We start from the raw sequence: 17,827 nt of genomic DNA on the forward strand, positions 1-17,827 counted from the left end.
GCTTGGTAGGTTGGCCTTTGAATCAGCGAGCTTGGCAGGTAGTGATGCCATTGGCGGAAGCGCAGCCGATACGGAAGCTGGTGCCGATTGGGCCTGTTACCGGAACGCCTCTTCTTTGCGCTTCGATCAGGAAGTTCTGAAGGTCTGCTGCAGGAGGCCCGTTGAACTCGTACTCGCGGTATCCGCCCCCGGCAAAATCACCGTTGCTTCTCGGAATGGAGTTGTTGTGCGCGTCCTTGGCGCTGCTTGGGTCCTCTTCCCAGCGTTTGGTCTTGACGTTGTAGAAGATTTCCATGGAGCTGCCGTCGCCGAAACCGAGTTCGACAGTGGCTTGGGCGCCATCTGATTTGAGCCACGTATATGGATTCGGGACGCGCAGTACGCTGTTGCCGCCGGCGATCAGGGCTGGCCACCGATAGTTCATGTCGCCCAGCAGGTTGTTCATTTTCGCCGAGTTGTTGATCGCCTCCCAGGCGCTTTCCGGAAACTCAGCCTGAGCTGTTGGGTCGACGGTGCGCGCGACCTTGCTGGCTGGGGTGATCGCGAGGTCGGCTATATCCACGTGTACCCGTAGCGAGTTTCCATTGGCCTGATACACCGCGATCAGGTCAACGAAATAGTCGTCCAGGGCTGCTGGCGGAATTGACTCGTAGAGTTCCAGGTTGCCGTTGATGACGTAAGTCTTCAGGTCGGCGGTGGAAAGGCTGAAGACTGCGACTGGGCCGAAATCGACCTCGGTTCTGGCTGCAGCCTGCAGTTGTTGGGGTGAGCAGCCTTCACATTGCGCTGCCGGCCACTCCTGGGCTTCGGCGCTCTGCAGACAGCCCAGTGCGAGCAGTCCAGGAGCGAGCAATTTGTGATGCATGGCGTTTTTCCTTCTAGAAAGTCCATATCAGTCGGGCAAAGCACAGGCATGTCAGGGCGGTCGTCCAGATGACGGCCCGTGGTCGGGATGTATACGCAACAAGTGCGGCTCCCAGTGCGCAGGTTGTTGCTGCGACGGCCGCAGCGATTGCCAGGTCGCCGCGGGTTGTCGTGGTTGCACCCAGGGCGCCCAGGGTGCAGAGGGTCAATGCAAGCAGGCTGCGAATCGGGCGGTGAGTGATGGGGCGCATGGGAGGTGGCGTGCTGTGGCCGAATTGCTTTGCTTAATCAAATAATAATGATTGTCAATTGCAATAAAATGGCGGCGATCTTTGGGTGCTGATGTGGTTGCTGGCGTCGATGCCTGCCTGAGCTCGGGGCTGGGCCCGGGCTTTGGCTTCGGTTCTTCGTTGCGCGCGCTCGACTTTGTTGGCCAGATCTTGCGGGAGGGGGAGGGCAGGTTTGCCCCGATTGGTTTACTATCTCCCCCAACAACCCCTTCGGCAATCGAGGTGGCCCGCGCCAAGCGCCGGCCGAGCGTGTGACATGAGCACTACCATCGCCCACTGCTGATCTCCCGCCACCGCCCTGATGCAGGCGCCGTCGTGGCGCTTTTTTATTGCCCGAAACCCCATGAAACTCCCTTGAGGCAGCGCCTGTTGGCGTTGTTTCCAACCCGCTCGGCGGGTCGTGACCTTTGGTGAATCCCATGATCAACATCACTCTCCCAGACGGCAGCGTCCGTCAGTTCGAAAACCCGGTCAGCGTCATGGACGTTGCCCAGTCCATTGGTGCGGGCCTGGCCAAGGCCACCATTGCCGGCGCCGTGGACGGCGTGCAGGTCGATGCCAGCGACGTGATCGATCACGACGCTTCGCTGCGCATCATCACCGCCAAGGACGAGGAGGGTGTGGAAATCATCCGCCACTCCTGTGCCCACCTGGTCGGCCATGCCGTGAAGCAGCTGTACCCGGAAGCCAAGATGGTGATCGGCCCGGTCATCGCCGAAGGCTTCTACTACGACATCTACAACGAGCGCCCGTTCACGCCGGAAGACATGGCGGCGATCGAGAAGCGCATGGGCGAGCTGATCGCGCAGGACTATGACGTGATCAAGAAGGTCACGCCGCGCGCGGAAGTTGTCGAAATCTTCAAGGCGCGTGGCGAGGACTACAAGCTGCGCCTGATCGAAGACATGTCCGACGACATCACCGCGATGGGCATGTACTACCACCAGGAATACGTGGACATGTGCCGTGGCCCGCACGTGCCGAACACGCGTTTCCTGAAGTCCTTCAAGCTGATGCGCATCTCTGGTGCGTACTGGCGTGGCGATGCCAAGAACGAGCAGCTGCAGCGTATCTACGGCACCGCCTGGGCCGACAAGAAGCAGCTTGAGGCCTATATCAAGCGCATCGAAGAAGCTGAAATGCGCGACCACCGCCGCATCGGCAAGCAGCAGGACCTGTTCCATCTGCAGGAAGAGGCGCCGGGCCTGGTGTTCTGGCACCCGAAGGGCTGGTCGATCTGGCAGGTCGTCGAGCAGTACATGCGCAATGTCTATCGCCAGAGTGGTTACGGCGAAGTGCGTTGCCCGCAGATCCTCGACGTGAGTCTGTGGAAGAAGTCCGGTCACTGGGACAACTACCAGGACAACATGTTCTTCACCGAATCGGAGAAGCGCACCTATGCGCTGAAGCCGATGAACTGCCCGGGCCACGTGCAGCTGTTCAACCAGGGTCTGCACAGCTATCGCGATCTGCCGATCCGCTACGGCGAGTTCGGTGCCTGCCATCGCAACGAGCCGTCCGGCGCGCTGCACGGCATCCTCCGCGTGCGTGGTTTCACCCAGGACGATGGTCACATCTTCTGCACCGAGAGTCAGGTCGAAGCCGAAGTGACGGCCTTCCACCAGCAGGCGCTGGCGGTGTACAAGGCGTTCGGTTTCGAGGAAATCCAGATCAAGATCGCGCTGCGTCCGGAATCGCGCCTGGGTGACGACGAGACCTGGGACAAGGCCGAGGGCGCGCTGCGCACCGCGCTGTCCAGCTGCGGCGTGGAATGGCAGGAGCTGCCGGGCGAGGGCGCCTTCTACGGCCCGAAGATCGAGTACCACCTGAAGGACGCCATCGGCCGTACCTGGCAGCTGGGCACCATGCAGGTCGATTTCATGATGCCGGGCCGCCTCGGTGCTGAATACGTGGACGAGAACAGCCAGAAGCGCCATCCGGTGATGCTGCACCGTGCGATCGTGGGCTCGATGGAGCGTTTCCTGGGCATTCTGATCGAGCAGCATGCCGGTGCGTTCCCGACCTGGCTGGCGCCGGTGCAGGTGGTGGTGGCCAATATCACCGACGCCCAGGCCGATTACGTCGACGAAGTTCGCAAAAGCCTTGCAAATCAAGGCTTCCGGGTTGACGCCGATTTGCGCAACGAGAAGATCGGCTATAAGATTCGCGAGCATACGCTGCAGCGCGTACCGTACCTGCTGGTCGTGGGCGACCGCGAGAAGGAGAACGGGGCCGTGGCGGTACGCACGCGGTCCGGTGAAGACCTTGGTTCGATGTCGGTTCAGGCCTTCGTCGAGCGGCTGCAGGCAGAATTGAAGCATTGAAGTAAGTAGGGCCCCGGCCCCGGCGGACACTCCGCAGGGCCGGTACTAATCCACTTGGAGATTGCAATATCAGTATCCCTGACAACAAACAGAACCGCCGTAATCAGGAAATCCGGGTGCCGCGCGTACGCGTGATCGGCAGTGACGGTGAAATGATTGGCGTGTTGTCGCGCGACGAAGCGCTGTCCATGGCCGAAGATGAAGGCCTGGACCTGGTTGAAATCCAGCCCCAGGCCGATCCGCCTGTCTGCAAGATCATGGACTTCGGCAAGTTCAAGTTCGAGATGCAGAAGAAGGCCAACGAGGCCAAGAAGAAGACCAAGCAGGTCGAGATCAAGGAAGTGAAGTTCCGTCCGGTCACGGACGAGGGCGACTACCAGATCAAGCTGCGCAACATGCGTCGTTTCCTCGAGGATGGCGACAAGATCAAGGTCAACATCCGCTTCCGTGGCCGCGAAATGAGCCATCAGGAACTGGGTCGCGAGATGGCCAACCGGATCGAGGCTGATCTGGGTGAGGAAATCGTGATCGAGTCCCGTCCGCGTCTGGAAGGCCGGCAGATGGTCATGATGATCGCGCCGAAGAAGAAGTAAGCCGTCGGCCCACGGGCCTGCTGCTTTGCTGAACAGGGAGGGGCTTCGGCTACCTCCCTGTTTGCATGCCTGTTCAGTCAATTTGGGTGCCAATCTGCTTGCAGTTTGCAAGTAGCTGGTGCACAAGGCATAATGGGCGGCCCGGTTCGCCGGGTTTGTTGTTTGCTTCACCCCCAGGACCTGCCTGCCTCCAGTGGGAGCGCGGGCTTTTGACAGACAAGGGCAAGGATGGAAAGTGTGGGTCAGCCCACCGCCCAGTCAGTAAAGAGACCATCAAGGACATAGCAATGCCCAAGATCAAGACCAACCGGGCGGCGGCCAAGCGTTTCCGCAAGACCGCCTCCGGCAAGTACAAGTGCGGTCACGCCAACCGTAGCCACATCCTCACGAAGAAAGCGACCAAGCGGAAGCGTAACCTGCGTCAGACGAATCACGTCCGCGCAGAAGACGCAGGCCGTCTGGACCGTATGCTTCCCTACCTCTGAGGACTGAACCATGGCACGAGTAAAGCGTGGTGTGCAGGCGCGCCGCCGCCACAAGAAAGTATTGGATCTCGCCAAGGGCTATTACAACGCCCGTCGCAAGGTCTTCCGCGTTGCCAAGCAGGCAGTCATCAAGGCACAGCAGTACGCCTACATTGGCCGTAAGCAGAAGAAGCGCAATTTCCGTTCGCTGTGGATCACCCGCATCAATGCGGCTGCCCGCATCAACGGCCTGAGCTACAGCCGTTTCATGAACGGCCTGCTGAAGGCTGGTATCACCCTGGACCGTAAGGTTCTGGCTGATATCGCCGTGCACGACGCAGCCGGTTTTGCCGCTCTGGCAGAAAAGGCCAAGGGCGCACTGGCGGCATAAGTTCTTCCTGCAGCAGTTGTAGCGTTCACGCGCAGCGGCTGTGGTGAGACAATGCATGGGGAAGGGCGCAAGTCCTTCCCCATTCTTTTTTGTGCTGGTTGCCGCTGCCGATGGCTGCGCGGCAGTCAGCCACTGGTGGCGACGGGGGTCGGCCCGGCGCGTACCGCGTAGGCAAGCCGGCCAGAGGTTTCGTCGATCCCATGAGTGACATCCAATCCTTGACCGCGCAGGCGCTGGCCGATGTAGCCGCGGCGCAGAGCCCGGAAACGCTGGAAAACCTGCGTGTTTCGCTGTTGGGCAAGAGTGGCAGCATCACTGCCCAGCTCAAGCAGCTTGGCGCCTTGCCGGCCGAGGAGCGCAAGGCGGCAGGCGAGGCGATCAACATCGCGCGCGATGCCGTGTCCTCTGCCTTGGGTGAGCGTAAGGCGCTGCTGGAAAACGCTGCGCTGGACGCACGCCTGGCCTCTGAAAGCATCGATGTCACCCTGCCGGGCCGTCATGGCGAGCGCGGTGGCCTGCATCCGGTCACTCGCACCCTGGAGCGCATCACCGAAATCTTCGCCCGCCTCGGTTACGAACTGTCCGAAGGCCCGGAAATCGAAGACGACTGGCACAACTTCGAGGCGCTGAACTTCCCGCCGCACCACCCGGCGCGCGCCATGCATGACACCTTCTACTTCGGCGACGGCCGCCTGCTGCGCACGCATACCTCCGGTGTGCAGGTGCGCTACATGGGCGACCACAAGCCGCCGCTGCGCATGATCGCGGCCGGCAAGGTGTACCGCAGCGACAGCGACCAGACCCATTCGCCGATGTTCCATCAGGTCGAAGGCCTGCTGGTGGACGAACACTCCAACTTCGCCGACCTCAAGGGCACCTTGTCCGAGTTCGTGCGTGCCTTCTTCGAACGCGATTTCGAGATGCGTTTCCGCCCGAGCTACTTCCCGTTCGTGGAGCCGGGTGCGGAAGTGGACATCGCCTGGCAGCAGCCTGACGGCAGCACCCGTTGGCTGGAAGTGCTGGGTTGCGGCATGGTCCATCCGAACGTGTTGAAGTCGGTCGGCATCGATCCGGAGCGCTACACCGGCTTCGCTTTCGGCCTGGGCGTTGAGCGTTTCGCGATGCTGCGTTACGGCGTCAACGACCTGCGCGCCTTCTTCGAGAACGACGTCCGCTTCCTCAAGCAGTTCGCCTAAAGGCGAACTGTGTAGTGCCGAGCCATGCTCGGCAGCTTCTAAACGTTGACCAGCCCCAAGGCGCAAAGCGCTGGGCATCAACAAAGAAACCGCAACGGGAGGCCTGCCTCCCATCAAGGTAAATACATGAAATTCTCTGAAAGCTGGCTGCGCAGCCACGTACCGACCACCGCATCGCGCGATGAACTCAGCGCCGTGCTGACTGCCATCGGTCTGGAAGTCGAAGAAGTCACTGCACTGGGCGCAGGCCTGGACAACGTGGTGGTCGCGCGCATCGTCGAAGCTACCCGCCATCCGGAAGCCGATCGTCTGCAGATCTGCAAGGTCGATGCGGGCCAGGCCGAACTGCTGCAGATCGTCTGCGGCGCGCCGAATGCGCGCCCGGGTCTGGTCGCGCCGCTGGCCATGGTTGGCGCGCAGATCGGTGAATTGAAGATCAAGCCGGCCAAGCTGCGTGGCGTGGAGTCCAACGGCATGCTGTGTTCGGCCAAGGAGCTGGGCCTGGACAACGATGCATCCGGCCTGCTGGAACTGCCGGACGACGCACCGGTTGGTACCGCGCTGGTTGATTACCTCGGCCTGCCGGATGCCAGCATCGAGATCAAACTCACCCCGAACCGCGCTGACTGCTTCAGCGTACGCGGCATCGCCTTCGACGTGGCTGCCGCTACCCGCAGCGAAGTGAAGCCGTTTGCTGCCGACGCGGTGCCGGCCATCGGCACGCGTGAACTTTCGATCCAGCTCGATGCCGCTGCCGAAGCGCCGCGTTACCTCGGCCGCGTGATCGAAGGCGTCAATGCTGCCGCGACCACGCCGCTGTGGATGGCCGAGCGCCTGCGCCGTAGTGGCGTGCGCCCGGTGTCGCTGCTTGTCGATATCACCCAGTACGTGATGCTGGAACTCGGCCAGCCGATGCATGCCTACGACCTGGATACGCTGAAGGGGCAAATTGCCGTACGCCGCTCGCGTGCTGGTGAAAGCCTCAAGCTGCTGGACGGCCGCGACGCCGCGCTGGACGACAGCTTCCTGGTGGTCACCGATGCCGATCGTCCGGTTGGCCTGGCTGGCTTGATGGGCGGCTTCGATACCCGCGTCACCGATGCGACCAGCAAGGTGTTCCTGGAAGCGGCGCACTTCGCCCCGGCGGCGATCATGGGCCGTGGCCGCAAGCTGGGCTTGCACACCGATGCCGGCCATCGCTTCGAGCGTGGTGTGGATCCGCAGCTGCCGCGTACCGCGATTGAATACGCCACCAAGCTGGTAATGGACCTCGCGGGTGGTACGCCTGCGCCAGTCACCGAAGCCGTGCGCGAAGTCGATCTGCCGGTCGCCGCCAGGATCCTGCTGCGTCGCGCCCGCATCGTGCGCGTGCTTGGCATCCAGATTGAAGACGCCGAAGTCGAGCGCATCCTGCGCGCGCTCGGCATGCAGGTCGAGGCTGTTGCAGATGGTTGGAACGTTACCGGCCCGAGCCGCCGTTTCGACATCGCCATCGAAGAAGACCTGATCGAGGAGCTGGCTCGCATCCACGGCTATGAGTCGATCCCGACCACCTTGCCGGGCGGCGCTGCACGCATCGCCATGCCCAGCGAAACCCGTCTGGATGACCTCAGTGTGCGCCGCCAGCTGGTGGCCCGCGAAATGCTGGAGACCATCAACTTCGCTTTTGTCGATGCCGAGCTGCTGAAGCAGTGGCAGCAGAATGAAGGTCTGGTTGCGCTGGCCAACCCGCTGTCGGCCGAGCTGGCAGTGATGCGCCCGCTGCTGCTGCCGGGTCTGGTGGCAACGCTGGGCCGCAACGTCGCCCGTCAGACCGGCCGCGTGCGCCTGTTCGAAATCGGCCGCGTGTTCGCGGCGCAGGCCGGCGAGGGCAAGCCCGCGCCCAAGGAAACCGTGCGCATTGCGGCTGCCGTGTGCGGCGATGCTGCCACCCTGCAGTGGGGCGAGAAAGCGCGCAAGGTTGATTTCCACGACCTCAAGGGTGATCTGGAATCGCTGGCTGCGGCCTCGGGCGCCACGCTGGAGTTCCGTGCCTCGCAGCGCCCGTATGCGCACCCGGCCCGCTCGGCGGACATCTGGCGTGATGGCGAGTGCATCGGCTGGATTGGCCAGCTGCACCCACGGCTGACCAAGGCGATGGACGTGGATGCCGATGTCTATGCTTTCGAGCTGGACCTGGCCCCGCTGGCTGCGCGTTCGCTGCCGCGTTCGAGCGAGTTGTCGCGCTTCCCGGCCGTGCGTCGTGATCTGGCGGTGGTCGTAGCTGAATCGGTCAGCTGGGCTGACCTGTCGGCCACCATCCGTGCTGCCAGTGGCGAACTACTGCGCGAAGTGGCGCTGTTTGACCGTTATGTTGGCCAGGGCGTCGAGCCGGGCTTCAAGAGTTTGGCTATGGGCTTGATTTTGCAGGACAAGTCGCGCACATTGACGGACCGCGACGTGGAAGCCGTAGTCACCGAGGTGGTGGCGGCGATTGATCGCGGGCACGGCGCAAAGATCCGTGGCTGAGGCGGCATACAGGGAGCAGGCATGGCATTGACCAAGGCGGAGATGGCGGATCGGTTGTTCGACGAAGTTGGTCTGAACAAGCGTGAGGCCAAGGAATTTGTCGACGCGTTTTTCGATGTGTTGCGCGATGCGTTGGAACAGGGACGTCAAGTGAAGCTGTCGGGCTTCGGCAATTTCGATCTGCGGCGCAAGAACCAGCGCCCGGGTCGCAACCCCAAGACCGGCGAGGAAATTCCGATTTCTGCCCGTACGGTAGTCACCTTCCGTCCGGGCCAGAAGCTCAAGGAGCGGGTGGAGGCATATGCTGGATCCGGGCAGTAACCGCGAACTTCCGCCGATTCCGGCCAAGCGCTACTTCACCATTGGTGAAGTGAGCGAGCTGTGCGACGTAAAGCCGCACGTGCTGCGCTACTGGGAAACCGAGTTTCCCAGCCTTGAGCCGGCCAAGCGCCGTGGCAACCGCCGCTACTATCAGCGCCACGACGTGCTGATGGTCCGGCAGATCCGCGGCCTGCTGTACGAACAGGGTTACACCATCGGTGGCGCCCGCCTGCGACTGGAAGGCGAGGGCGCCCGCGAAGAGTCGGCGCTGAGCAACCAGATCATCAAGCAGGTGCGCATGGAGCTGGAAGAAGTACTGCAACTGCTCCGTCGCTGAACTTTTTTGTGTGAAAACCGGTATAATCACCGGCTCGCCGCAAGGCAAGACCAGTAACGATCGGGGCGTAGCGCAGCCTGGTAGCGCATCTGCCTGGGGGGCAGAGGGTCGTCGGTTCAAATCCGGCCGTCCCGACCATTATTGGTTTTTTATCAATTAGTTAGGCTGAATAATAGAGTTCTTCGATAAGGCCGTAACCTGATAGTCACCTTATGGTCACCCTATATGCTTGAGGATAGAGTGCACGCGAGGGTCCTTCGATGGATTGGTAGCCTGGTAAGGAGGAGCTATGAGCAAGAACATCTCCAAATGGTTTTGGGCGGAATCCCTTCGGTCGGAGAGTGACTACTTCACGCTCGATCATGACGGTGGCTTGATAGTTGATGTTGATGCTGCCTTGGAAAATGATCGCTTTCAGCTACAAGTGGAAGGCGTGCGAATCCTTCAGCAGATGGCTTCCTTAGAGAGCGATGAGGACGGCGGGCAACGTGAACCTTATATGGTGAATGCTGTGGGCAAGTTCCGCTGACCTATTCATTTGAGCTCACGGTCAAGTAGGCGACAGGGGGTTGCTGATGTCTTCGGTAATAGCAGGATTGCTATTCCTTGCTCTAGGTTGGAAGCTTTATAAAGACTGCATAGCAACGCGGTACATTGCGCTCAAAAATCCAGGGCACCCCCAATATTTTGGTGGTGCTCTTTGTGCTATCCAGATCTTTGTATTGGCGCTTAGTGTTGACTTGGCGCTTCAGAAGTGTGGATTCATGCGTTTCATTTTCGATGAAGTGTCCAGTGTCTTGCCTGCGTTGGCGAAGGTGGACGAGCAAAGCGTTGTCGTATTGCTACTTAGAATGCTCACTTGGGCCGTCCCCATCACGTGGTTACTGGCCTTTCTGCTTAATCATCCTTTTCATCGCAGCCCTTCTCTGCTTTTCGCCTCTGCTAGGAAAACGCGGATCATTGATGAACTTGAGGAGACGATCTACTACTGCCTGGAGAGGAAGCTGTCGACGTGCCTATCCTTGAAGTCGGGGAAGGTGTATGTAGGAATTGCTAAGAGGACCTCTCCTGATCCTGATCGGGATAGGGTCTGGCTGACCATGCGCCCCTTGGCATCGGGCCACCGCGATGGTGTCGGTCGCCTGATCTTGGAAACCTTCTATGCTGACGTTCATGCTGCGCACTCGCCCAGAGGCGGGCAGGTGGCTACCGCTGATGATTTTCAAGTTGTTGTGCCGTTGAGCGAAATAGCGGTCGCGCAGAGTTTTGATCTTTACACCTATGCCAAGCTCAGAGAGCGTGGCGTGCAGGGCGGCGAAAAGAAGTCGGCCCCAAGGGGGGGGGGTGAGGTTCGTTCAATGGGTGGGCGGTATGAGGTCAATCGGGTCAATAACGTGATCGTGTCGCCGCGAGATCGATTTCACCTGCGTGTGTTTACCTACTACGTCTGTCTTATCAATCTCTCTTTTGTCCTGCTTCCAATCTCGTTGCCGCTTGCTTCGTGCGCGGCTATTGTGGCTGTAATCGCCTGTTTCGAGGCGATCAAGCCGCTCACTCTTCGCTTGAAAGATGCAATTGCATCTTGGCGGGTCGGGGGCGGGGTTACGCAGAGGTCCGAGGCTCCTTGTTTGCCTAGACCCATCGATAAAACCCCGGCATCGCCCCCCCGTGAGGGCAATGCCAGAAGGCGTTCTATCGCGCTCAAGGCTCGATCGCGATGCTGCTAGTGCTCAACTAGTGCGTGACTGCGATACTGACAGCTTAGTGGTGTTGTCGCCGTATGTAGTCATCAAGCATCGGGACGGCAAGTGCATATTTGCCATGCCGGTTTTTATAAACCAAGCCCGCGTCAGCAAGGCTTCCAAGCATTTGATTGACGTGACTGCTACTAAACGGCCGCGACGACGTTTTGGATTCGCTCACGATCTCTGAGACGCTAAATTCCCCATCGGCGCTAGGAAGGAACGCAATGATACTCAGAAGGTCTCTCTGCCTGTCGGTGGCCTTTGCCCACCTGCCCGAGAAAAAGTCAGTGTCCAATTTACTGATAATGCTATCGATAGGCACGGATGCTTTCGGGTCATTTACCCAAACGTCGAAAACTTCTCTGCAGATGAATTGAACAAAATACGGGTAGCCGCCAGATTTCTTGCATATCAGCTTGACACTGTTTGGTCCCGGCATCACTGGGCTATTGAGATTTTTTATCGGCACGACGATTGCAGCCTTTGTTTCTTCGTCCGAGAGGCGCCCAAGAGTGATGACTCTAAACATTCTTTCGGCAAACGTTCGTGTTTGCACGAGCTTCGGGAAAAGGGTGGGTAGTCCTGTTAGGAGTAGCATAAAGCGTATTCCGGACTTCTGAATTGACTGAAATACGTCAAGTAGCAGAGAGAAAGGATACTGCTCCTTCGATGCGTGATCGACGAGAGTCTGTGCCTCATCGTAGGCAAATACCACGCCTCGAAGCTGCGAACTCTGGATACTTACCCATGCGAGCTGAAGCACCGCCTTCAGCTTGTCTGATGATAGCCCTGGCGTTTCGTTGTAGACGCGAGTCAAGAAGGCGTGATCAAGACGCTGCTGTAGATACGTTGGCTTTGTCCCAAATCCGGGTGCAGCGGGGATCGTCACCCGATGAGTGAAGCTGGAGGTGACCACCGAAAGATCGGTAATTATTCGGGTCGCTAAGGTCTGTTCCGTTACTGACGTGGTTTCGGAAAGCTCGGTGCCCGCCCAGGCCCACTGTTGCTGCTGCGCTAGTGGTTTGAGTGATTCCATCAAGACGGTCTTGCCCACCCCTCGGAGGCCCGTCAGGATGATGTTATCCAGTATCACTTCCTGCCTAAGTAGGCCGGTGAATTCTTTCTGTTCTTCCGTTCTGCCTGCCAAGTACGGGGGCATATGGCCGGCTCCAGGTCTAAATGGGTTCTGGAACAGATTGTTATGAGTTGTCATAAATTTATCTTCTTTTCTAACTAATACTCTTAATACACTTTTTTTTTTAAGAGTCAAGCTTAACGAGGGTGTTGCGCGACGCCAGCCATCTTTTCAGTACAAAAGGATGTTTTTCGTATGGGCTCATCCCCTGTGGGCTACCTTCAGGGTTCACCTCAAACGCATGAATCGCAGGCTCGCAGGGCGCTATGCTCGGGCCAGGCCGAGGGCCGCCAGTGCCAGGTCGGGTTCGTGTCCTGCCCGTGTCGGGCTGATGTCGTTACCCAAGACCGGGAAGGGCAGGATGATGTCGGTAAGCCAAACAACTGATTCAAGGGGTCTTTCATGCACATCAACAGCGCCCGACTTCGCGAGCTCCGCACTGGCCGGCAGTGGTCGCAGGAGCAGTTGGCCAATCTGAGCGGCTTGAACCTGAGGACCATCCAGCGCCTGGAGTCCGGCGCGAAGATCTCGACGGAATCCTTGCGGGCATTGGCTGCCGTCTTCGAGGTGCCTGCCGAAAGCCTGCTGACAGGCAATCCGTCCCCCAGTCAGCCAGCGCTGGAGGCAATGCGCGACGGCGTGCTGCGCGGCCTGGAGTTCACCGGCACAACCCCGCGGGCGGACTTCTGGTGGTTCGCCCTTGCTGTGGCGATGGTGCTTGCCTTCGCCCAGCTTTCCGCTGAAGCCATTGGCCAATGGGCGCTGGAAATCACCTCGCTGCTGGTACTGCTGCCCTGGATCGCGGCCTGTACCCGGCGCCTGCGCGACGCTGGTTTGAACCCGTGGTGGCAGCTGATCAGTCTGGCGCCGGTTGGTGGCATCCTGGTGCTGCTCTATCTGCTTACCTATCCCAGCAAGGCGAAGGAGCCGGCCGAGGTGGCTGCGGGATGAGCAAGGGTATCTGTGGCTGGGGTCATTCTGGATGCGGGTGCGACGTGCAGCTATCGGTGATCCGTCACCTTGTTTGCTGGAACCTGCAACCTTTGGAGAGGGCTACGCCAAGCGCGGCGGGGTACGATACGACGTGGTGCGGATAACCGGCATGAACGGTGTAACCGGACCAAGGGTCCGGTCATTGGGTGTTTAGTCCTATGCGAGTACTTCTGGTATTCCTCCTGTTTGTAGTGGCTGTTCCAGAGGGGCTGGCGAAATGCAAGGCTCGCTTCTATGTCATTTCCGGCTCGGTCGTCGACGCCAGTGGTGCACCATTACCTGGCGCAATGGTGGGCGCCTCTTGGCTGCAGAATTCGCAAGCTTACGGACCAGCTCTGACACTCACTGATCAGAATGGCCTGTACTCGCTACCCATCAGGTTCGACACTGATTCGGGTCACTCGTTGTGGGGCGACAAGTGCAAAGGAGTTCTTCGCCAGTTCTCTCTTTCGGCGTACACACTTATTGAGAGATCAGTCCCAACTCCAGTTCCAGTTGGGCAGGGTTCGAGAATCGAGGCACCCCGCATCCAGATCAGCCACCCGATCGAGCGAGAGCCACTCTGGCCGGATGAGTTCGGGGCTGACTGATCGTTCAAGTCGACGCCGCTTGGCTGAAGCACTTTCATGTCGTCAGTCGGCCGCGAATCCCAGCTTCTGAGACGCCCCGGCGCCATGCTGGGCCATGCTTCCACAGAACTTCAAATGGGCGAAGGTCGCAGACTTCGAGAGCCAACTGACGGCGATCTACGTCAACGAAATCGCAGTATCCCGGTTGGTCGAGCGGCTGGACGGATCGTGGTTCGTTAACCTCGCGTACCACCTGCCTCCACCTGGTGGAGCAGTGCTGCATCCGCCACGCAACTGCCGGAGCTACGAGACCGGCAGGGCGGGATGCGAAGAATGGGCGCGGCGGAATGAGCGCAGACTGCGAGCTGAGACGGCAGAGATTGCGTTCAAGAAATGGGGGCGTCGCTAGCGGCAGTTCCCTCCGGACTTGGTACTACGTTATCTGTTTGTTCTTGCAGCACCTCACTTTGTTCAGACCCTGCTGGGGTACGTCAAGACGGTGCAATGCTGCTCGGTGGGGTTTAGGTTCACAGCCCCAAAGGGCGGCCGTGCTTGATCGCCCGACGTCTGACGTAATGAGGCTGCAATGAACTATCCCGGTAAGCCATCCGCCCTGTGGCGCGTTCTGGAATTTCTCTTCGGCGGCAACATGATCGAAGGAACGGTGAAGACAGCGCTCTGGGTTTTGGCGATGGTCGGTATTCTGAGCTGGTTGTCCTGCCGGTAAGGCCATCAGCCGGCGGCGGCGAGGGTGCTGCTGGCATCTGCTGCGCAGGTATCAGCCTTGGTAGGCAAACCTTGGCTGGGAGACACCTTCGACAGTCACCTGTTCCACGAACATCGCATAGGGTCGGGCCCAGACGCCCAGGTCGCCGTACAAGGGCTTGTAGAGGACCAGGGCTTCCAATGTTTCGCTACTCCGGGCGAGGCCGATGACTTCGTACTCGCCGCCTTTGAAGTGGCGATAGCGTCCAAGTGCGAGGCTGGGAAGAGCAGGTAGGTCGGACATTGATGGTTTCTCTGTCGGGTGGGGCGGCGGATCGTAGCAGCTGGAAGAAAGGCTTCCCTGCGGACTGCAAGCGGGGGCAGCTTCGATCCATGACGGTGCGCGCCTATCGGCTCAAGTTCTCTTGATCCAATCACATCCCGAAGAACGGTAGAAGCGCCGCCCTAATACAGTGATGTACACCGTGGCTGATTTGCGATCAGATCAGGGGCCGCCAAGAGTGAATGGCAACTCGCGTCTATCCTCAGCGCTTGCCCAGGTAGCCTTCCAGGACTTGCCTGGCCAGCGTCAGGTTGGTCACGATGGTAGGGCCGAGGAGGGCTCGCGTGGCTGGGCCGTTGGTGAGGCTCAGGCCGCGGATGTCGAGAGACTGCCTGATGCGCTTGCCCACGAATCTCTCCAATTGCGGAGATGCGGGCAATGAGGCGCGGATCTCGCGCATCTCGATGATCGCCTCGCGCCAGGCTTTCTCATCGGGGGTGGCTGAGGAGAAGACGGCGATGAGCCTGTCCACGGTGGTCAGCATGTCGTGAAGCAGCGTGTCTTTGGGCATGTTCTGCTCCTTCTACAAAGAGCGATTTTACTGGCTGCCAGACGGGTGTTCAAACCTGCCGGTGCGGCGCAATGCTGCCGGTAGCGATGTTGCGGAGGTGGGATGTTGGTGCCGAGGGCAGTTTGGTGAGCAAGTCCTTGGCTACCTTTCAATAGTCGTTGAGCGCGTGTGCAATGCTCCCACTCGATGCTTCGGATGCGGCGGCCCAATGGGTTGGCTGGTAGGCTGCAAGGTCATCACAGTCTTTTGCTGGTCTGCGGCTGAAAATAGGGCAATCGCCTTGGAGAGCATTCATGAAATCTATTGTTCTTTGTACCCTTGCCTTGTTGATGTCCGCCGCGGTCGCGGGCTGTGCGCCGAAAAATGACGCGAAGACCGATACCGCCGCGTCGCGCGTTGGCATGGCCAATCCTGCATCCGAGTATTGCGTGAAGAAGGGCGGCAAGGTCGAGATCAAGAAAAACAACGAAGGCGGCGAGTACGGCATCTGCCATCTGGCTGATGGCACCCAGATCGAAGAGTGGGAGCTGTTCCGGCGCGACAACGCGGCCGGCACGAAGTAAGAGGGCTGCGTGTTGGGTTCGGATTGCTCGTTGACGGTCGCCTTTGTCGTGCGCCAACGACCAACAGGATGAGCAGAACATCCGTCATGCGCGATGCGATGTAGTGCCGAGCCACGCTCGGCTCGTTGGCATCACTGACGCGAGAATCGCTGCCGATACTGCATGGGCGTGAGCCGGGTCAGCTCCTTGAACATGCGCTGCAGGTTCGAGTCGCTGCTGAAGCCAAGTTCGTTGCTGATTGCTGAGAGCGGTGCGGAGGTGAGCGTCAGGCGCTCGGCGACCTGGGCGAGCTTGATGCGGCGCGAGTACGTTGCGGCGGCGCAGCCAGTCTGATCCTTCACCTTGCGCGCAAGTGTGCGGCTGGACATACCCAGTAGTTCTGCAAGCCTGTCCATGGTCAGCTGATCTGCAGGCAATGCTTCAACCGACGCATGCAGCTTGCGCAGCAAGGTGCTGGATTGCTGGATGAGGCTCAGCGCCTGGAACGCATCGTGGGTCTGCGCCGGCCTTGGCAGCACCATCAGCTTGACCAGATCCTGCAGGATGGCGGGGCTGACTGTCTGTTCGATCAGATGCTGTGCAATCGGCAGGTAGCCGCTGACGCCGCTTGCGGTGGCGTGTCGCGTTGCATGGATGCAGGTGCTCTCTGCCTGCCAGCGTATCTTCGGATGGCGCTGGCGCAGCGTGTCGAGCAGCCACCAGGTGGCGGTGGCTGCTTGTCCGTCCAGCCGCCCACTGGCTGCAGCGAGGCTGACGCCTACGCAGTAGCTCCACAGCCGCGAGCGTTTGGGGAGCCGCGCAAGCGCCCGTATCAGTGCGGCGTTGTTCTGCAGCGCGGCTTCCACCTCGGCTGCGGATTCGGCCCAGAATCCGGGGACGAGCACGGCATCGAGTAGCGGGTCATCGACGCTGCCGTGGGTCTGCATTTCCAGGCCTTGGCTGCAGTTGACTGGGCCGGCTTTCAAACCGACGAAGCGGGTTTGGAACAGTGGCTGTCCTGTGCGGCGATTGGTTGCGTGCAGCAGGTCGGCAAAGCCAAGCAGGCCGGCAGGCATGCAGCCGGGATAGAGCAGGAGGCCGATCTGGCAGGTCTTTGGCATGGCCGGAATTGAATGGGATATGACGTTTCCTGCCATTATCGAACAGGCGCCGTCGGCTCACCATGGGGCCCTCTTTCTATCGGCCAAGCCATGAAAATCCAGCAGCTCCGCAATGCCACGACCATTGTCGAAATCGGCCCGCATCGAATCCTGGTCGATCCGATGCTGGCCGACAGGGCGGTGTTGCCGCCCCTGCGCCTGTTTGCCGGTCTGCAGCGCAACCCGCTGGTGCATCTGCCAGCGGAAGCCGAGCAGGCGCTGCAGTCGGTCACCCACTGTTTGATTACCCACTGCCAGAAAGGTCACTTCGACCACCTGGACCGTGCAGGCAAGCGCTGGCTACGTGAACGGGGAATTCCGGTGATCTGCATGCCGCACGATGCCGTACATCTGGCGGCGCGCGGCTTGAACGTGCAGACCTTGCCCGAGGCGCATGAGCTCGTCAGTCCTTTTCTGGGCGGAAGCATTCGTACTGTGCGCTGTACGCATGGCCGCGGTGTGATCGGGCGCTTCATGGAGCATGGTGTGGGCTATCTGATTGAGATCCCCGGCGAGCCCCGTCTGTATCTGTCTGGCGACACCGTGCTTACCCCTGCCATCGAAGATTTCGTGCGCAGGCAGCAACCGGATGTCTGCGTGATCCCCGCCGGCGGCGCGCGCTTTGATCTTGGCGGCGAGATCATCATGGGGCTGGATGAAGCGCTGGCGTTTACGCGCATTGCCGACGGCGTTGTTGTTGCCAACCATCTGGAGGCGTTGAGCCATTGCCCGGTGAGTCGGCAGGGGTTGCTGCTGGCTGCGCGGGACGCAGGGCTGGCGGATCGCCTGCGGGTTCCAGCTGATGGTGAGGTGCTCGAGTTCTGAGCAAGGTAGTG

At 60.0% G+C, this 17,827-nt stretch carries 19 protein-coding genes and 1 tRNA gene; 15 read left to right on the forward strand and 5 right to left on the reverse strand.

Annotated features, from left to right (window positions below):
- Positions 1-22: 22 nt before the first annotated feature.
- On the reverse strand, positions 23-865 hold the full coding sequence (locus tag AC13FW_RS15805) for a hypothetical protein (protein ID WP_482989702.1): 843 nt from the start codon (positions 863-865) through the stop codon (positions 23-25).
- Positions 866-1,573: 708 nt separating this feature from the next.
- Between AC13FW_RS15805 and thrS the strand changes: the two genes are divergently transcribed.
- The 11 genes from thrS (at position 1,574) to AC13FW_RS15860 (ending at position 11,015) form a co-directional block, all read left to right on the forward strand.
- Complete coding sequence (gene thrS / locus AC13FW_RS15810; protein WP_481509864.1) at positions 1,574-3,478, forward strand: threonine--tRNA ligase; 1,905 nt, start codon at positions 1,574-1,576, stop codon at positions 3,476-3,478.
- Between the two features lie 68 nt (positions 3,479-3,546).
- Entirely contained in the window at positions 3,547-4,071 is a 525-nt protein-coding gene (gene infC, locus AC13FW_RS15815; protein WP_282265677.1) for a translation initiation factor IF-3, read from the forward strand.
- A 287-nt stretch (positions 4,072-4,358) separates the two neighbouring features.
- Positions 4,359-4,556, forward strand: a complete 198-nt coding sequence (gene rpmI, locus AC13FW_RS15820; RefSeq protein WP_002811096.1) for a 50S ribosomal protein L35 — start codon at positions 4,359-4,361, stop codon at positions 4,554-4,556.
- Between the two features lie 10 nt (positions 4,557-4,566).
- Positions 4,567-4,926 (forward strand): 50S ribosomal protein L20, encoded by a 360-nt coding sequence (gene rplT, locus AC13FW_RS15825; protein WP_054657697.1) that lies wholly within the window; start codon positions 4,567-4,569, stop codon positions 4,924-4,926.
- 200 nt (positions 4,927-5,126) lie between these two features.
- On the forward strand, positions 5,127-6,122 hold the full coding sequence (gene pheS / locus AC13FW_RS15830) for a phenylalanine--tRNA ligase subunit alpha (protein WP_482989703.1): 996 nt from the start codon (positions 5,127-5,129) through the stop codon (positions 6,120-6,122).
- A 126-nt stretch (positions 6,123-6,248) separates the two neighbouring features.
- Entirely contained in the window at positions 6,249-8,630 is a 2,382-nt protein-coding gene (gene pheT / locus AC13FW_RS15835; protein ID WP_482989704.1) for a phenylalanine--tRNA ligase subunit beta, read from the forward strand.
- Between the two features lie 21 nt (positions 8,631-8,651).
- Positions 8,652-8,951 carry an integration host factor subunit alpha gene (locus tag AC13FW_RS15840; protein WP_054657702.1) on the forward strand — a complete coding sequence of 100 codons (300 nt, stop codon included), beginning with the start codon at positions 8,652-8,654 and terminating at the stop codon, positions 8,949-8,951.
- A complete protein-coding gene (locus tag AC13FW_RS15845) occupies positions 8,932-9,288 on the forward strand; it encodes a MerR family transcriptional regulator (protein WP_057629341.1) in 357 nt (118 codons plus the stop codon). The genes AC13FW_RS15840 and AC13FW_RS15845 overlap by 20 nt, the downstream gene beginning before the upstream one ends.
- Before the next feature lie 61 nt (positions 9,289-9,349).
- Positions 9,350-9,426: transfer RNA gene (locus tag AC13FW_RS15850), tRNA-Pro, on the forward strand.
- A 151-nt stretch (positions 9,427-9,577) separates the two neighbouring features.
- Complete coding sequence (locus tag AC13FW_RS15855) at positions 9,578-9,817, forward strand: hypothetical protein (protein ID WP_482989705.1); 240 nt, start codon at positions 9,578-9,580, stop codon at positions 9,815-9,817.
- 46 nt (positions 9,818-9,863) lie between these two features.
- On the forward strand, positions 9,864-11,015 hold the full coding sequence (locus AC13FW_RS15860) for a hypothetical protein (RefSeq protein WP_482989706.1): 1,152 nt from the start codon (positions 9,864-9,866) through the stop codon (positions 11,013-11,015).
- A gap of 34 nt (positions 11,016-11,049) precedes the next feature.
- Here the strand turns inward: AC13FW_RS15860 and AC13FW_RS15865 are convergent, their stop codons facing one another.
- Positions 11,050-12,246: a hypothetical protein gene (locus AC13FW_RS15865; RefSeq protein WP_482989707.1), complete on the reverse strand. Its 1,197-nt coding sequence runs from the start codon at positions 12,244-12,246 to the stop codon at positions 11,050-11,052.
- A gap of 324 nt (positions 12,247-12,570) precedes the next feature.
- On the opposite strand from AC13FW_RS15865, the gene AC13FW_RS15870 reads away from it, so the two are divergent.
- Both AC13FW_RS15870 and AC13FW_RS15875 read left to right on the forward strand, forming a co-directional pair.
- Entirely contained in the window at positions 12,571-13,119 is a 549-nt protein-coding gene (locus AC13FW_RS15870; protein ID WP_482989708.1) for a DUF805 domain-containing protein, read from the forward strand.
- Between the two features lie 1,197 nt (positions 13,120-14,316).
- Entirely contained in the window at positions 14,317-14,457 is a 141-nt protein-coding gene (locus AC13FW_RS15875) for a hypothetical protein (RefSeq protein WP_296253059.1), read from the forward strand.
- A 51-nt stretch (positions 14,458-14,508) separates the two neighbouring features.
- On the opposite strand, the gene AC13FW_RS15880 is transcribed toward AC13FW_RS15875, so the two are convergent.
- Both AC13FW_RS15880 and AC13FW_RS15885 read right to left on the reverse strand, forming a co-directional pair.
- Entirely contained in the window at positions 14,509-14,739 is a 231-nt protein-coding gene (locus tag AC13FW_RS15880; RefSeq protein ID WP_296253060.1) for a DUF1653 domain-containing protein, read from the reverse strand.
- 241 nt (positions 14,740-14,980) lie between these two features.
- Positions 14,981-15,289 carry a hypothetical protein gene (locus tag AC13FW_RS15885; protein WP_482989709.1) on the reverse strand — a complete coding sequence of 103 codons (309 nt, stop codon included), beginning with the start codon at positions 15,287-15,289 and terminating at the stop codon, positions 14,981-14,983.
- A gap of 293 nt (positions 15,290-15,582) precedes the next feature.
- Here AC13FW_RS15885 and AC13FW_RS15890 point away from each other — a divergent pair, with 293 nt between their 5' ends.
- A complete protein-coding gene (locus tag AC13FW_RS15890; RefSeq protein ID WP_482989710.1) occupies positions 15,583-15,852 on the forward strand; it encodes a putative hemolysin in 270 nt (89 codons plus the stop codon).
- A 131-nt stretch (positions 15,853-15,983) separates the two neighbouring features.
- Here AC13FW_RS15890 and AC13FW_RS15895 read toward each other — a convergent pair whose 3' ends face one another.
- Entirely contained in the window at positions 15,984-16,952 is a 969-nt protein-coding gene (locus AC13FW_RS15895) for a GlxA family transcriptional regulator (RefSeq protein WP_482989711.1), read from the reverse strand.
- 12 nt (positions 16,953-16,964) lie between these two features.
- Here AC13FW_RS15895 and AC13FW_RS15900 point away from each other — a divergent pair, with 12 nt between their 5' ends.
- The gene (locus tag AC13FW_RS15900; protein WP_482989712.1) at positions 16,965-17,816 is read left to right on the forward strand and encodes an MBL fold metallo-hydrolase; all 852 of its coding nucleotides are present in this window, start codon (positions 16,965-16,967) and stop codon (positions 17,814-17,816) included.
- The last annotated feature ends 11 nt before the right edge of the window (positions 17,817-17,827 follow it).

The sequence above is a fragment of the Stenotrophomonas sp. 21LCFQ19 genome (assembly GCF_056861425.1).

Bases quoted from the DNA above. Each gene is read 5' to 3' on its own strand.
- AC13FW_RS15805 (WP_482989702.1), bottom strand. From the start codon at position 865: ATGCATCACAAATTGCTCGCTCCTGGACTGCTCGCACTGGGCTGTCTG.
- thrS (WP_481509864.1), top strand. From the start codon at position 1,574: ATGATCAACATCACTCTCCCAGACGGCAGCGTCCGTCAGTTCGAAAAC.
- rpmI (WP_002811096.1), top strand. From the start codon at position 4,359: ATGCCCAAGATCAAGACCAACCGGGCGGCGGCCAAGCGTTTCCGCAAG.
- rplT (WP_054657697.1), top strand. From the start codon at position 4,567: ATGGCACGAGTAAAGCGTGGTGTGCAGGCGCGCCGCCGCCACAAGAAA.
- pheS (WP_482989703.1), top strand. From the start codon at position 5,127: ATGAGTGACATCCAATCCTTGACCGCGCAGGCGCTGGCCGATGTAGCC.
- pheT (WP_482989704.1), top strand. From the start codon at position 6,249: ATGAAATTCTCTGAAAGCTGGCTGCGCAGCCACGTACCGACCACCGCA.
- AC13FW_RS15840 (WP_054657702.1), top strand. From the start codon at position 8,652: ATGGCATTGACCAAGGCGGAGATGGCGGATCGGTTGTTCGACGAAGTT.
- AC13FW_RS15845 (WP_057629341.1), top strand. From the start codon at position 8,932: ATGCTGGATCCGGGCAGTAACCGCGAACTTCCGCCGATTCCGGCCAAG.
- AC13FW_RS15855 (WP_482989705.1), top strand. From the start codon at position 9,578: ATGAGCAAGAACATCTCCAAATGGTTTTGGGCGGAATCCCTTCGGTCG.
- AC13FW_RS15860 (WP_482989706.1), top strand. From the start codon at position 9,864: ATGTCTTCGGTAATAGCAGGATTGCTATTCCTTGCTCTAGGTTGGAAG.
- AC13FW_RS15865 (WP_482989707.1), bottom strand. From the start codon at position 12,246: ATGACAACTCATAACAATCTGTTCCAGAACCCATTTAGACCTGGAGCC.
- AC13FW_RS15870 (WP_482989708.1), top strand. From the start codon at position 12,571: ATGCACATCAACAGCGCCCGACTTCGCGAGCTCCGCACTGGCCGGCAG.
- AC13FW_RS15875 (WP_296253059.1), top strand. From the start codon at position 14,317: ATGAACTATCCCGGTAAGCCATCCGCCCTGTGGCGCGTTCTGGAATTT.
- AC13FW_RS15880 (WP_296253060.1), bottom strand. From the start codon at position 14,739: ATGTCCGACCTACCTGCTCTTCCCAGCCTCGCACTTGGACGCTATCGC.
- AC13FW_RS15885 (WP_482989709.1), bottom strand. From the start codon at position 15,289: ATGCCCAAAGACACGCTGCTTCACGACATGCTGACCACCGTGGACAGG.
- AC13FW_RS15890 (WP_482989710.1), top strand. From the start codon at position 15,583: ATGAAATCTATTGTTCTTTGTACCCTTGCCTTGTTGATGTCCGCCGCG.
- AC13FW_RS15895 (WP_482989711.1), bottom strand. From the start codon at position 16,952: ATGCCAAAGACCTGCCAGATCGGCCTCCTGCTCTATCCCGGCTGCATG.
- AC13FW_RS15900 (WP_482989712.1), top strand. From the start codon at position 16,965: ATGGGATATGACGTTTCCTGCCATTATCGAACAGGCGCCGTCGGCTCA.